Below are 14194 nucleotides of genomic sequence, written 5' to 3'. Positions count from 1 at the left end.
AGCTATGCTTAAGATGGATTTACCGACACGGGTGTATTGCGTAGCCAAACAGTGATGGAAAAGAGCGGCAATAGCGAAGTGTCGAAAAGATAAGTGCGCGAATGCTACCCAAAAATGTGATTAAGTTCAAGGTTGAACCTAACTTTGAGTAATATATCTGTTAATTTTTATTCGATTAGTAGATATGAAAAAGGCTGCTTTAATAAGCAGCCTTTGATTCTATTTACTCGCGATTACCTATCAGTAATCACTAGTAGTTTGGCTTAGTCATCGCCGCGCCAGCTTTGTTCGACGCTGCCTGACTGCCTGCACCTTTCGATACAAAACGTTCAGTGCGGAACGGAGCTGCAATCACTTCAATCTCTTTGATCTCTTGAGGACCAGGAGCTTTAGTCATTGGTGAACCGGCTTGCTTCTTAGCAACAGTTGCCTTTGGTGCCGCTTTAGGAGCTTCTGCTTTAACAACAGGTGCTTCTTCAACTTTTGCACTTTCAGCTTTAGGCGCTTCAGCTTCAACAACTGGTGTTGCTTCTGCTTGCACAGCTTCTGCTACAACAGGCGCTTCAACTTTCGTCGCTTCTGCAATCACTGGAGCTTCAACTTTCGCGGTTTCAACAACCACTGGTGCTTCTTCAACGACTGCAGGAGCTTCAACTACAGCAGGAGTCTCAGCTACTTGAGCTTCAACAGCAGCATCTTCACGACGGATGATAACTTTACCCATTGCAAGCTCTGGACATGCGAAGCCGCCAGTCATTGCTACGTTGCTTTGTGGTGCCGTCTCTAGAGCAACATTCTGCTCTTGAACAGATGTTTGAGCTTCAGCTGCTACTTGAACTTCAGCCACTTCAGGCTTTGCCTGCTTGTGGTGAGGTTTTGGAATGAAGCGAGGCATCACTTTACCCATAGCCATCTCTGGAGAAGCTACACCACCTTTACGTAGGCGGAATGGGTTAGGGCGACGATCACGACCGCGACGACGACGTTGACCACTTGCACGTAGGTGACGTGGAGAACGACGGTTACGACGTTGTTTCGGCTCTTCCTGTTCAGTTTGCTCTGCATTCGCTTGAGTTGCTTCTACTTGTTCCGCAACTTTTTGCTCTTGAGCTACTGACTGTTCTTTTGAAACAGATAGTTCTTTAGCAGCAACCTGCTCTTTTGAAGCGTTATCTTCAGCTTGAGCTTGTTGGTCTTTAACACGAACTTGCTTGTTCAGTTTACGACGCTGACGACGCTCTTTAATCTTAGCTGCTTTCGCTTCAGGTTTAGCCTTAGGCGCTTCCGGTTTACCAGCTTGTGCTTCTGCTGCTAGCTGTAGACCTTCTTCTGCTAATTTAGATGGTGCTTGCTCTTCGCGTTGCTTCTGCTCATCACGTGGCTTGTTGCGACGGTCTTGCTTAGGCTTGCGAGGCTGACGAGTTTGCTGTGGAGCTGCTTCTTTTTGCTCTTCAGGCTTCTCATCACGAGCTGGCTTACGGCGGCGTTTGTTGTCACGGTTTTCGTTACGATTGTCACCACGTTCACCACGGTCGTTACGCTGTTCGCCACGCTCACCACGTTGGTTACGACGACGGTTATCGTTACGATCACGGCGTTGACGGTTGCCGTTGTTACGATTGTTTTTAGGTTTTTCTTCTTCTTTCTTCTCTTCTTCTTTTTTCTCTTCTTGAGTTGAAGAGCCAAATAAGAAGCTACCGATAGCTTTGAAGAAACGACCAATTAGGCCTGGTTCTTGAGTCGATGCTGGTTCAGCTTTCTTCTCTTCTACAGCTTTAGGTGCTGGAGCAGGAGTTGGTGCTGATTGAGCAGGAGCTGCGAAGCCTTTCAGAGCAGGTTCTTCGATCTTCTTAGGACGAATAGTCTGTTCAGCAGGCTCTTTGCTTTCCGCTTCTTTTAGAGCTTCTAGCTTGTTAGGCAGCAAGTAAGATAGTAGATCGAACTCTTCACCTTCACGAACACGGATAACCTCAAAATGCGGCGTTTCCATGTCTGAGTTAGGAACAACAGTGATCTTAACTTCTTGGTTCTTCTCGATGTGGTTTACTGAGCGACGTTTTTCGTTCAGAAGGTAAGAAGCGATTGGAACAGGCACAACAGCAAGTACTTGTGCTGTGTTGTCTTTTAGAGCTTCTTCTTCAATCAAACGTAGAACAGAAAGTGCTAGAGATTCGTTATCACGAACAACACCAGTACCTGTACAACGAGGACAAATGTGGTGGCTTGCTTCTGCTAGTGATGGGCTCAAACGTTGACGAGACATCTCTAGAAGACCAAAGCGAGAAATACGACCAATCTGAACACGTGCGCGATCTAAACGAACGGCATCACGTAGACGGCTTTCTACTTCGCGTTGGTGGCGAACCGGGGTCATATCGATAAAGTCGATTACAACAAGACCACCTAGGTCACGTAGACGTAATTGACGTGCAATTTCATCGGCAGCTTCTAGGTTAGTGTTAAGTGCTGTTTCTTCAATATCGCCGCCCTTTGTTGCACGAGCAGAGTTGATATCGATAGAAGTCAGTGCTTCTGTTGGGTCGATTACGATAGAACCACCAGATGGAAGACGAACTTCACGTTGGAAAGCAGATTCGATCTGGCTTTCAATCTGGTAATGGCTGAATAGTGGCACTTCACCATCGTATTTCTTAACGCGATTCATGAAATCTGGGCGTATTAATTGAATGTGCGCTTGTGCACGTTCAAAAATAGTATTGCTGTCGATTAGAATCTCGCCAATATCACGACGTAGGTAGTCACGAATTGCGCGAACAATAACGTTACTCTCTTGGTGAATTAGGAAAGGAGCTGCATTTGAATCAGAAGCTTGCTTGATAGCGCCCCAATGGTTCAATAGAACATTCAGGTCCCACTCTAGCTCTTCTGCGCTTTTGCCAACACCCGCTGTACGCACGATTAAGCCCATACCTTGAGGAAGCTCAAGAGTGCTTAATGCTGCTTTCAGTTGAGTGCGTTCATCACCTTCGATACGACGAGAAATACCGCCAGCACGAGGGTTATTAGGCATAAGAACTAAGTAACTACCAGCCAAAGAGATGAAAGTTGTCAGTGCAGCACCTTTGCTACCACGTTCTTCTTTCTCTACTTGTACGATTACTTCTTGGCCTTCTTTTAGCACTTCTTTAATGCTAGGACGGCCTTGGTATGTATAACCTTCAGGGAAGTATTCGCGGGCAATTTCTTTAAGAGGGAGGAAACCGTGACGTTCTGCGCCGTAATCAACGAATGCCGCTTCTAGGCTTGGTTCAATACGGGTAATACGTCCTTTGTAGATATTCGCTTTCTTTGACTCGTGACCTGGACTTTCGATATCTAGATCGAACAGTCGCTGGCCATCAACCAAAGCGACACGCAACTCTTCTTTTTGAGTTGCGTTAATTAACATTCTTTTCATTTAGAAATTCTCATTGTCTTTTCTTATTTTCATCATTGGTCTTATCGCTTTATTCGTTTCTCATGGTGCCAGATCCCATGGCTTTATCGGTGCAGCCTCCCGGCTGGAGTAGGGATGCTCTGGGGCACGTCAGTCATCATAGGGAGTTAGCCTATGATCCGCGATGTGGCGGTGAATACTCAACATGAGTGTACGTGAGTAGAGCGATAAGGAACTCAGTTGACCGTGTCTTACGCCGATTGCAGCACTGTCTAATCTGAGTCATCTACTCATTTACTTGCTTATGAATGGTTAGCTGTTTAAATATTAGTCAATCCATTGATAGCAGCTGTGAACTATAGCAGTGGTCGGTAAACACAGCAATCTGCTTTGTCGTAATGCGGAAAAAAAAACAGTTTTTGTTTGGGTTTTGATAGCTCTAACTCACTGTCTATAAATAATTTATCAATTGATATTTTAATTTGCAGGAAGCTTGGTGCTTTTTTGTTCGAAGAATCAAAGAAATATAGAACTTCAATGACCTTTTAGGGATAGATCGGCAGGGATTATAGATAAATAAGTTCAGAATAGGGTTAAGAAAATCTCAATTATCAAAAGTGACAGTGATACAATGGCCCAATGAGCGAAATTAGAACCCAAGTCCAATTTGTCGACATTGACGAAGATATGGCTGGTCAGCGTATTGATAACTTCTTACGCAACCAATTAAAAAACATCCCGAAAAGCATGATTTACCGAATCGTGCGTAAAGGCGAAGTCCGCGTAAACAAAAAACGCATCAAGGCTGAATACAAACTAAAAGCAGGTGATTTAGTTCGTATCCCGCCAGTCACTATTGAAGAGAAAACAGAAGAGAACGTGCCAAGCACGAAACTCAATAAGGTTTCTGAATTAGAACAGTGCATCATTTATGAAGATGATCACATGCTAATTCTGAATAAACCATCAGGAACTGCGGTTCATGGTGGTAGCGGGCTAAAGTTTGGCGCGATTGAAGCATTGCGTGCACTTCGCCCTGATGCTCGTTTTCTTGAATTAGTGCACCGTATTGATAGAGATACGTCTGGCATTTTGCTTGTTGCTAAGAAGCGCTCAGCGCTAAGACACCTTCAAGCACAGTTCCGTGAAAAAACGGTTCAAAAATACTACTTCGCTTTAGTGATGGGCGAATGGAAGAACAGCTGTAAAGTGGTTAATGCCCCTTTATTGAAAAATGAAGTAAACAGCATTGTTCGCGTTAACCCGAATGGTAAGGCTTCTGAAACTCGTTTTAAGGTTTTGGAAAAATTCCAAGATGCGACGTTAGTTCAGGCAAGCCCAATTACCGGCCGTACGCACCAAATTCGAGTACACGCCCAGTATACTGGTCACCCAATTGCTTGGGATGACCGTTACGGTGATCGTCGTTTTGATGCTTACACGGGTAAAGTAGGATTGAATCGTTTGTTCTTACATGCTGCCAATATTAAGTTTACCCACCCAGGTAGCGAAGAGAAGATGGATATCTCGGCTCCAATGGAAAAAAGGCTAGAGAGAGCACTCACTGGTCTACGTAAGCTTTAAGAAGATACAAGATACGAAAGGGTTAGCTGTTTCTAGCCTTACCTATCTACTAACAAAAAGGTTGACGAAATTCGTCAACCTTTTTTGTTTTCATCTGTTGTAGAAGATCCCCAACTCGCTCGTTCCTCGTTCATGAGGATGACGACTTTTTAAAGTAAGGTTCTACATCATGAGCTGATTGGATAATGTAGCTATCTTCGTCCTTCCCTAGACTGACGAAGGAAGGAGTAGGGAATCTCTAACAAAGAGAGGGTATCCGTTATAGTACGCTCATTCCTTGCGCTTCTAACATATCAACCAGATCGATCAGAGGTAGACCGATCAAGGTATTCGGGTCCTTACCTTCCATCTGTTTAAATAGCGCGATACCTAACCCTTCACACATAAAACTGCCTGCGCAGTAATAAGGCTGTTCTTTCTCGACATAACTCATGATCTGTTGCTTAGTTAAATCGCGGAAATGCACAACAAAGGTGTCGAGACGCGTGTCAGCTTCATTGGTCTCGTTGTTCCAAACCGAAAGCCCAGTATAAAAAGTAATGCTCTTGCCGCTTTGACGAGATAACTGCTCGATCGCTTTTTCTCGAGTGTGAGGCTTACCTATGATCTCTCCATCAATCACACAAACCTGATCAGAACCGATGACTAAGCTAGGTTGCTCCAATGAACAAGACTTAGCTTTGGTCTCAGCAAGGCGCATCACCAGCTGTTGAGGCGTCTCTTCAGGAAGCGGCGTTTCATCGCAGTCTGGCTTGGCTGTAATGAAGCTTAACTGTAGTTTTTTGAGGATCTCTTGCCTAAATGGTGATGTAGAGGCTAAAACTAGTTGGTAATTTCTCATTTTAATTTACAATTCAAGGAAGCATTTATCTCAGGATAACGTAACTTGTCCTGCTATTCATAATGCTCTGAATAGGAAAGGCAGGAAAGTACATTTTTTTTGCCATTTCCTTTGACTAAACACGATTTGGAAGATAAGATTCGCGCCCTATGCAAAAGGAAAAAATACCGCGTACAGTTGATCCGGCAAGAACGGCTCAAAAACGACTCGATATGGATGGTATCATTCAGGTCAGTCTTTTGAAGCGTTTAACTGAAGCAACTGAAGGCGTAAAACGTGACGCGCAAGTCTCAATGTCATTTGGGCTTGATGAACAACGATTAGTCGTTATCTCTGGTAAAGCTAACGTCGAAGTCGATTTAGAGTGTCAACGTTGTAATGAGGTTTTCGCACATGAGTGCGATGTCCAATTTACTTATACTCCTGTTTACAGTGAGAAAAGTGAAGAGGAAGCACCGGAAGAGTACGATTTGGTAGATCTGAACGAGTACGGTGAGTTAGACCTGATTCAATTAGTTGAAGACGAGTTCATCCTTGGATTGCCACAAATAGCAATGCACGACGATGCGAAATGTAGCGTTAACTCAAATAACTTGGTGTTTGGTGAACTTCCTGAAGAAATTGAGGAAGACAAAAAGCCGAATCCATTTGATGTTTTAAAAAGCTTAAAGAAGTAATTGCTTCTTTAAGAATTTACATAGGAGTAGGGTCAATGGCCGTACAAAAGAGCAAGAAATCACGTTCAATGCGTGGCATGCGTCGTTCACACGATGCGCTAACTACAGCTGCACTTTCTGTAGACGCAACTTCAGGTGAAACTCACCTACGTCACAACGTGACTGCCGAAGGTTTCTACCGCGGCAAAAAGGTTATCAACAAGTAAGGTTGACCTTTGCAAAATCTAACCGTTGCGCTTGATGCAATGGGCGGGGACTTCGGTCCTCGTGTAACAGTGCCTGCCGCCGTGCAGGCACTGTCGTATTTCCCAGAGCTAAAAGTCATTCTAATAGGTGATCGAAACGCGATCACATCTCAATTATCTTCATTAGGTCGAATGCCTGATTCTCGTTTGAGTATCCAGCATTGTGATCGAGTCATTTCCAATTCTGAAAAACCTTCACTAGCCTTACGTAATAGTCAGGGTAGCTCTATGCGTGCCGCTATCGATCTGGTTGCCGAATCACAGGCTGATGCTTGTGTGAGTGGTGGTAACACTGGCGCATTGATGGCTTTATCCCGTTTCAGACTCAAGCTTCTTCCCGGTATTGATAGGCCTGCATTGGTTTCAGCTTTGCCTACTGCATCCGGAAATCGCACATGGATGCTTGATTTAGGGGCGAACGTTTCTAGTGACGCAGATTCACTGTTTCAGTTTGCTGTCATGGGCAGTGCATTAGCAGAACAACATTTAGGTCGCGCACCACGTGTCGCTATCTTGAATATCGGTGCAGAAGAAATTAAAGGCAATGACCTTGTAAAACGATGCGCTGAAATGTTGTCTAATACCCAGTCTGTGAACTTCATAGGCTATATTGAAGGTAATCAATTACTTCAAGATGCTGCTGATGTCGTCGTATGTGATGGTTTTGTGGGCAATGTCTGCTTAAAAACGTGCGAAGGTACGGCTCAGCTCTTTATTGATAAGCTAAAAACGCGCATGATGGCTTCAACAATAAAGGGTTGGATAGCCAGAATGCTGTTTTCTGAGCTATTTACTGAATTAAAAACCTTGAACCCCGACCAGTATAACGGCGCAAGTTTGTTAGGATTGCGCGGCATTGTCATTAAAAGTCATGGAAGTGCTGATGTGTCTGCAGTCGTCAACGCGATTGGTGAAGCAGTACACGAGGTCAAACGACAAGTCCCCAGCCGCATTAGCGATCGTTTGGAAGCGGTTTTACTCGAGAGGCATTATTAGTCTTCATGTATAGCAAAATTTTAGGTACTGGCAGCTACTTGCCATCTCAGGTGCGTACTAACGCAGACTTAGAGAAAATGGTAGAGACTAGCGATGAGTGGATCGTTGCTAGAACGGGTATTAAAGAGCGTCGTATTTCAGCGGAAAACGAAACCGTTGCTGATATGGCGTTTTACGCTGCTGAAAATGCCATTGAAATGGCAGGTATCGACAAAGAAGAGATTGATTTAATCATCGTTGCGACAACCAGCAGTAGCCACACATTCCCGTCTTCGGCATGTCAGGTACAAGGCAAGCTTGGTATCAAAGGCTGCCCTGCGTTTGATTTGGCTGCAGCGTGTTCTGGTTTTGTCTACGCACTGTCTGTTGCTGATCAACACATCAAGACTGGCATGTGTAAGAACGTTTTGGTAATTGGTGCGGATGCACTGTCAAAAACCTGTGATCCGACTGACCGCTCTACTATCATCCTATTTGGTGATGCAGCAGGCGCGGTGGTTGTAGGCGCAAGCGAAGAGCCAGGTATTTTGTCTACTCATATTTACTCTGACGGTAAATACGGTGAGCTTCTAAGCTTAGAAGTACCAGAGCGTGGCGGTGATGCAGACAAATGGCTGCACATGGCGGGCAACGAAGTATTTAAAGTGGCGGTAACTCAGCTTTCTAAGCTAGTTAAAGACACATTAGCGGCGAACAATATGGATAAGTCAGAGCTTGATTGGTTAGTTCCACACCAAGCGAATTACCGTATTATCTCGGCAACCGCTAAAAAGCTGACGATGTCGCTTGACCAAGTTGTGATTACTCTTGATAAGCATGGCAATACGTCGGCAGCTACCGTACCAACGGCCCTTGATGAGGCTGTTCGCGACGGGCGAATTAAACGTGGTCAAACGCTTCTACTTGAAGCATTTGGCGGCGGCTTCACTTGGGGTTCTGCGTTAGTTAAATTCTAACCCCAAGCGATAATCAACAAACAAGGCACATAACTTATGTGCCTTATTCAATTTTTTGCTTTGCTTAAAGGAAAATTACAATGAGCAAATTTGCTATCGTATTCCCAGGCCAAGGCTCTCAAGCTATCGGTATGCTTGCTGACCTAGGCGAACAGTATGATGTTGTTAAAAAGACATTTGCTGAAGCTTCAGAAGCACTTGGTTACGATCTATGGGCATTGGTTCAAGATGGTCCTGTAGAAAATCTAAATGAAACTTTTCGCACTCAACCGGCTCTATTAACAGCGTCTGTTGCAATTTGGCGTGTATGGCAAGAGCTTGGCCTAGAGCAACCTGTAAATCTAGCAGGTCACAGCCTAGGTGAATATTCTGCACTTGTATGTGCCGGCGTTATCGACTTTAAAGAAGCGATCAAGCTGGTTGAACTACGTGGTCAACTGATGCAAGAAGCGGTTCCTGCAGGTGTTGGTGCAATGTACGCAATCATCGGTCTAGACGATGAAGCGATTGCTAAAGCGTGTGAAGAAGCTGCGCAAGACGAAGTTGTGTCTCCAGTTAACTTTAACTCTCCTGGCCAAGTTGTTATCGCGGGTAACAAAGCGGCAGTAGAGCGTGCTGGTGCACTTTGTAAAGAAGCGGGCGCTAAGCGTGCACTTCCGCTACCTGTTTCTGTGCCGTCTCACTGTGCACTGATGAAGCCAGCAGCAGACAAGCTAGCGGTGGCTCTAGAAGCTCTAGAGTTCAACACGCCAGCATTGCCTGTTATCAATAACGTTGATGTTATCGCTGAAACAGATCCTGCAAAAATTAAAGACGCACTTGTTCGTCAGCTGTACAGCCCAGTTCGTTGGACTGAAGGCGTACAAGCGATGAATGAGCAAGGCGTTGAGAAGCTACTTGAATTAGGCCCTGGTAAAGTTCTTACTGGTCTAACAAAACGAATCGTAAAAACTATGACAGCTGCTGCAGTTAATGATACTGCATCACTAGAAGCTGCTAAGTAAATAACCACTTAATAGAGAAGTTATGATGAATTTAGAAGGCAAAGTTGCACTAGTTACAGGCGCAAGCCGTGGCATCGGTCGTGCAATCGCTGAACTTTTAGTTGAGCGTGGTGCTAAAGTTATCGGTACTGCGACATCTGAAGGCGGCGCAGCTGCAATCAGCGAGTACCTTGGTGAGAACGGTAAAGGTCTTGCTCTTAATGTAACGGATACTGACTCAATTGCTGCTACACTGAAAACCATCAACGATGAATTCGGTGCGATTGACATTCTAGTTAACAACGCAGGTATCACTCGTGATAACCTACTGATGCGTATGAAAGACGACGAATGGAATGACATCATCGATACTAACCTAACTCCTATCTTCCGCATGTCTAAAGCTGTATTGCGTGGCATGATGAAGAAGCGTCAAGGTCGTATAGTAAACGTTGGTTCTGTAGTAGGTACAATGGGTAACGCTGGTCAAGCTAACTACGCAGCTGCAAAAGCAGGCGTAATTGGTTTTACTAAATCAATGGCTCGTGAAGTTGCGTCTCGTGGCGTTACAGTGAACACTGTAGCTCCTGGTTTCATCGAAACTGACATGACTAAAGCGCTAAATGATGACCAACGTGCAGCAACTTTGGCGAATGTACCAGCAGGTCGACTAGGTGACCCTCGCGAAATCGCTGAAGCTGTGGTATTTTTGGCGTCGCCTGCGGCAGCTTATATCACAGGTGAAACACTTCACGTCAATGGCGGTATGTACATGGTGTAAATTATGTGCAACATTTGTGCATGATTTAAGTCAAGATCATACGTAATTTCGGTTAAAATCGTGAAAATTGTGGTTTGACCAGAAAAGTTGACCTTGCAACTTTCAATAGATTGAATAAACTACGGAAAACATCGCATAAAGCGAACTCTGTAAAGGAAAAGAAAAAATGAGCAACCTCGAAGAACGCGTAAAGAAAATCATTGTTGAACAGCTAGGTGTAGACGAAGCTGAAGTTAAAAACGAAGCTTCTTTCGTTGATGACCTAGGTGCAGATTCTCTAGACACAGTAGAGCTAGTAATGGCTCTAGAAGAAGAATTTGACACTGAAATCCCAGATGAAGAAGCTGAGAAAATTACTACTGTTCAAGCAGCTATCGATTACGTAACTAGCGCTCAGTAATAATCTCTCCCAGGCGGTCACCTCGACCGCCTGTGTTTTATCTAACTCATCTATCCTCATCTTAAATCACCTCAATCCCCGGAGTGTAAAATCGTGTCCAAGCGTCGTGTAGTTGTCACTGGCATGGGTATGTTGTCACCGGTAGGCAACACTGTAGAATCTTCTTGGAAAGCCCTGCTAGCTGGTCAAAGTGGTATCGTTAATATCGATCATTTTGATGCAACCAATTTCTCAACTCGTTTTGCAGGTCTAGTTAAAGACTTTAACTGCGAAGAGTATATGACTAAAAAAGATGCTCGTAAGATGGACTTGTTCATCCAGTACGGCGTCGCAGCAGGTATTCAAGCTTTAGATGATTCAGCCCTAACTATTACTGAAGAAAACGCTCCACGTGTGGGTGTTGCTATCGGTTCTGGTATTGGTGGTCTTGGTTTGATCGAAGCCGGTCACCAAGCTCTAACTGAAAAAGGCCCTCGTAAGATCAGCCCGTTCTTCGTACCGTCGACGATCGTGAATATGATTGCTGGTCACATGTCTATCATGCGTGGCCTACGCGGTCCAAACATCGCGATTTCTACTGCATGTACGACTGGCCTACATAACATTGGTCACGCGGCTCGTATGATTGCATACGGCGATGCAGACGCAATGCTAGCGGGTGGTGCTGAAAAAGCATCAACTCCACTAGGTATGGGCGGTTTTGGTGCGGCTAAAGCACTTTCTACTCGTAATGATGAGCCTCAAAAAGCTTCTCGTCCATGGGACAAAGGCCGTGATGGCTTCGTTCTTGGCGACGGTGCAGGCATGATGGTTCTTGAAGAGTACGAACATGCGAAAGCTCGTGGCGCTAAGATTTACTGTGAGCTAGTTGGCTTCGGTATGTCGGGTGACGCTTACCACATGACATCTCCAAGTGAAGATGGCTCAGGTGGCGCACTAGCAATGGAAGCGGCTATGCGTGATGCTGGCATTACTGGTGAACAAATCGGTTATGTAAACGCACACGGTACTTCGACTCCTGCTGGTGACGTAGCGGAAGTTAAGGGCATCAAGCGTGCTCTTGGCGAAGCAGGCAGCAAGCAAGTATTGGTTTCTTCTACGAAATCAATGACAGGCCACCTTCTAGGTGCTGCTGGTTCTGCTGAAGCTATCATCACGGCTATGTCTCTGGTTGACCAAATTGTTCCACCAACAATCAACCTAGATGATCCTGAAGAAGGCTTAGATATTGACTTAGTACCTCACACTGCGCGTGAAGTTAGCAACATGGAATATGCTGCATGTAACTCATTCGGTTTCGGTGGTACAAACGGCTGTTTGATCTTCAAAAAGATTTAATCATCTTATTAAAGACGTAAACACTCGTAGATAGTCACAATTAGACTTGTTTTTAAACGGCTTGATGCTTTAGCATTGAGCCGTTTCTTTTTATGGGGAAAAACATGTTTTGGGTTGATGGAGAAAGCCAGCAAACTATCGATATTTTGGATCGCTCGTTTCAGTACGGAGACGGCTGTTTTACGACAATGCTCGTGAGTGATGGTGAGATACAACATCTTCACGAGCATCAGCACCGTGTCGACGAGTGCCTTAAAGCGCTACGCATTTCTGCTCTTGATTGGGATGTTGTTAGTCTTTGGCTCGATACTGCGCTTCAACACATCCAACATAACGCTCTTCATGGCACAAAGAGCCTTGATGGTTCAAAGAAGCTCCATAACGCCAACAAGCCTCATAATCAAAAAGCAGTGATCAAGCTGCACGTTAGTCGTGGAGCGGGTGGGCGTGGCTACAGTACCAAGAATATCGCCAAGCCGACAATCACCATCAGTACCTTTGATTACCCAAGCCATTATTCAGCGTGGCAAGACTCCGGTGTTGAACTCGGTATCTGCCATCAAGCGCTAGGTTTGAGCCCACTACTGGCTGGCCATAAGCACAATAATCGCCTTGAGCAGATTTTGATGAAAGATGAAATGGATCAAGCTAATGAAGTGGATGGCGTGGTTCTTGATATATCGGGCAATGTGATTGAAACCACCATGGCCAATCTGTTCTGGCGCAAAGGTCAGTCGATATACACACCTCAACTCACTCAAAGTGGTGTCGCGGGGGTTATGCGTAAGCAAGTGTTAACCGCGCTGAATCAGGCTGAACTTTCCGTTACAATTAGTGACTACTGCTTATCTCAACTCATGCAAGCTGATGAGGTTTTCATGACAAACTCCATTTTAGGGGTTGCCCCAGTTACCCGTATTAGTGATACCCAATTTAACATTGGAACCATTACTCGTAGCCTTCAAGGACAACTAAACTCGTGATCAAAAAGTTATTTATTTTTATTATCTTGTGCTTAATTGCAGCCGGTGCTGCTGGTTTTTATGTTTACAACCAAGCGCAAGATAACCTGAAACAAGTTATTCAATTAGAAAAACCACAAGTCGTGACTGTTGCTTCAGGTAGCAGCTTTAACCGCGTTCTAGCCCAGTTGATTAACGAGGGGCTGTTTGAGGCATCTCCTTACGAGAAATTAATCCGTAAGTTGCATCCTGAGCTGGTTGACGTAAAAGCGGGTACATTTTTGCTAGAGCCGGGTTTGACTCTAGAGCAGGCACTACAAGTACTTGTTGAGGGCAAAGAACACCAATTCACGATTACCTTCGTTGAAGGTAGTCGCTTTGATGAATGGCTTGTGCAGCTAAAAGACAACGAATTCATTCAACAGACGTTGGATGGTGTTTCTGAAAAAGAGATCGCTGAAAAGCTGGGCATCGAAAATGAGAAGCTAGAAGGTCTTTTCTTAGCGGAAACCTATCACTACACCTACGGCACAACCGATTTAGATTTGTTGAAACGCGCCCATCGTGACCTAATGAACGTTGTGAACGATGAATGGGAAAACAGAGCGGATAAACTGCCTCTTAAGTCACCTTATGAAGCTCTGATTCTTGCGTCTATCATTGAGAAAGAAACCGCCGTTGCTTCAGAGCGCGAGCGTGTGTCTTCTGTATTCGTTAACCGTTTGAACAAGCGTATGCGTTTGCAAACTGACCCAACGGTTATCTATGGCATGGGTGACAGCTACAAAGGCAATATCCGTAAGAAAGATCTGCGCACACCAACGCCGTACAACACATACACAATGAGCGGTTTGCCACCTACGCCGATCGCTATGGCGGGTCGAGCGTCAATTAATGCAGCTCTGAACCCAGAGAACAGCAACTACCTGTATTTCGTTGCGAGCGGAACAGGCGGTCACGTATTTTCAAAGAGTTTGGCTGAGCACAACCGTGCAGTACGAGCTTACTTAAAGCAATTAAGAAAAAACAAATAA

At 44.9% G+C, this 14194-nt stretch carries 13 protein-coding genes; 11 read left to right on the top strand and 2 right to left on the bottom strand.

All coding sequences use genetic code 11. The features are described from left to right. Positions 1 to 250: 250 nt before the first annotated feature. Complete coding sequence (gene rne / locus AB4263_RS06025) at positions 251 to 3418, bottom strand: ribonuclease E (protein ID WP_372097873.1); 3168 nt, start codon at positions 3416 to 3418, stop codon at positions 251 to 253. A gap of 618 nt (positions 3419 to 4036) precedes the next feature. On the opposite strand from rne, the gene rluC reads away from it, so the two are divergent. Further along, positions 4037 to 4981 (top strand): 23S rRNA pseudouridine(955/2504/2580) synthase RluC, encoded by a 945-nt coding sequence (rluC, locus tag AB4263_RS06020; protein ID WP_017078123.1) that lies wholly within the window; start codon positions 4037 to 4039, stop codon positions 4979 to 4981. A 259-nt stretch (positions 4982 to 5240) separates the two neighbouring features. On the opposite strand, the gene AB4263_RS06015 is transcribed toward rluC, so the two are convergent. Beyond that, positions 5241 to 5822 (bottom strand): nucleoside triphosphate pyrophosphatase, encoded by a 582-nt coding sequence (locus tag AB4263_RS06015; RefSeq protein ID WP_372097871.1) that lies wholly within the window; start codon positions 5820 to 5822, stop codon positions 5241 to 5243. Between the two features lie 149 nt (positions 5823 to 5971). Between AB4263_RS06015 and yceD the strand changes: the two genes are divergently transcribed. The 10 genes from yceD (at position 5972) to mltG (ending at position 14194) form a co-directional block, all read left to right on the top strand. Further along, on the top strand, positions 5972 to 6499 hold the full coding sequence (yceD, locus tag AB4263_RS06010; protein ID WP_017062153.1) for a 23S rRNA accumulation protein YceD: 528 nt from the start codon (positions 5972 to 5974) through the stop codon (positions 6497 to 6499). Positions 6500 to 6534: 35 nt separating this feature from the next. Then, the gene (rpmF, locus tag AB4263_RS06005) at positions 6535 to 6705 is read left to right on the top strand and encodes a 50S ribosomal protein L32 (RefSeq protein ID WP_004737376.1); all 171 of its coding nucleotides are present in this window, start codon (positions 6535 to 6537) and stop codon (positions 6703 to 6705) included. Between the two features lie 9 nt (positions 6706 to 6714). After that, a complete protein-coding gene (gene plsX / locus AB4263_RS06000) occupies positions 6715 to 7740 on the top strand; it encodes a phosphate acyltransferase PlsX (protein WP_017062152.1) in 1026 nt (341 codons plus the stop codon). Between the two features lie 5 nt (positions 7741 to 7745). Next, positions 7746 to 8696 (top strand): beta-ketoacyl-ACP synthase III, encoded by a 951-nt coding sequence (locus tag AB4263_RS05995; RefSeq protein WP_017054985.1) that lies wholly within the window; start codon positions 7746 to 7748, stop codon positions 8694 to 8696. Between the two features lie 80 nt (positions 8697 to 8776). Next, positions 8777 to 9700, top strand: a complete 924-nt coding sequence (gene fabD / locus AB4263_RS05990; protein ID WP_017063479.1) for an ACP S-malonyltransferase — start codon at positions 8777 to 8779, stop codon at positions 9698 to 9700. A gap of 25 nt (positions 9701 to 9725) precedes the next feature. Then, a complete protein-coding gene (fabG, locus tag AB4263_RS05985) occupies positions 9726 to 10460 on the top strand; it encodes a 3-oxoacyl-ACP reductase FabG (RefSeq protein ID WP_029235138.1) in 735 nt (244 codons plus the stop codon). A gap of 166 nt (positions 10461 to 10626) precedes the next feature. Further along, the gene (gene acpP, locus AB4263_RS05980; RefSeq protein ID WP_004737381.1) at positions 10627 to 10860 is read left to right on the top strand and encodes an acyl carrier protein; all 234 of its coding nucleotides are present in this window, start codon (positions 10627 to 10629) and stop codon (positions 10858 to 10860) included. A 93-nt stretch (positions 10861 to 10953) separates the two neighbouring features. Beyond that, a complete protein-coding gene (gene fabF, locus AB4263_RS05975; RefSeq protein ID WP_010437291.1) occupies positions 10954 to 12198 on the top strand; it encodes a beta-ketoacyl-ACP synthase II in 1245 nt (414 codons plus the stop codon). A gap of 104 nt (positions 12199 to 12302) precedes the next feature. Continuing rightward, the gene (pabC, locus tag AB4263_RS05970; RefSeq protein ID WP_372097869.1) at positions 12303 to 13181 is read left to right on the top strand and encodes an aminodeoxychorismate lyase; all 879 of its coding nucleotides are present in this window, start codon (positions 12303 to 12305) and stop codon (positions 13179 to 13181) included. Further along, positions 13178 to 14194, top strand: a complete 1017-nt coding sequence (mltG, locus tag AB4263_RS05965; RefSeq protein WP_372097867.1) for an endolytic transglycosylase MltG — start codon at positions 13178 to 13180, stop codon at positions 14192 to 14194. The genes pabC and mltG overlap by 4 nt, the downstream gene beginning before the upstream one ends.

The organism is Vibrio sp. 10N.261.55.C5 (assembly GCF_041470505.1).
Taxonomy (GTDB): domain Bacteria; phylum Pseudomonadota; class Gammaproteobacteria; order Enterobacterales; family Vibrionaceae; genus Vibrio; species Vibrio crassostreae_C.
The sequence above is the reverse complement of the archived record's forward strand: the minus strand, read 5'-3'. Positions and strand labels throughout refer to the sequence as shown.

Bases quoted from the DNA above. Each gene is read 5' to 3' on its own strand.
- rne (WP_372097873.1), bottom strand. From the start codon at position 3,418: ATGAAAAGAATGTTAATTAACGCAACTCAAAAAGAAGAGTTGCGTGTC.
- rluC (WP_017078123.1), top strand. From the start codon at position 4,037: ATGAGCGAAATTAGAACCCAAGTCCAATTTGTCGACATTGACGAAGAT.
- AB4263_RS06015 (WP_372097871.1), bottom strand. From the start codon at position 5,822: ATGAGAAATTACCAACTAGTTTTAGCCTCTACATCACCATTTAGGCAA.
- yceD (WP_017062153.1), top strand. From the start codon at position 5,972: ATGCAAAAGGAAAAAATACCGCGTACAGTTGATCCGGCAAGAACGGCT.
- rpmF (WP_004737376.1), top strand. From the start codon at position 6,535: ATGGCCGTACAAAAGAGCAAGAAATCACGTTCAATGCGTGGCATGCGT.
- AB4263_RS05995 (WP_017054985.1), top strand. From the start codon at position 7,746: ATGTATAGCAAAATTTTAGGTACTGGCAGCTACTTGCCATCTCAGGTG.
- fabD (WP_017063479.1), top strand. From the start codon at position 8,777: ATGAGCAAATTTGCTATCGTATTCCCAGGCCAAGGCTCTCAAGCTATC.
- fabG (WP_029235138.1), top strand. From the start codon at position 9,726: ATGAATTTAGAAGGCAAAGTTGCACTAGTTACAGGCGCAAGCCGTGGC.
- acpP (WP_004737381.1), top strand. From the start codon at position 10,627: ATGAGCAACCTCGAAGAACGCGTAAAGAAAATCATTGTTGAACAGCTA.
- pabC (WP_372097869.1), top strand. From the start codon at position 12,303: ATGTTTTGGGTTGATGGAGAAAGCCAGCAAACTATCGATATTTTGGAT.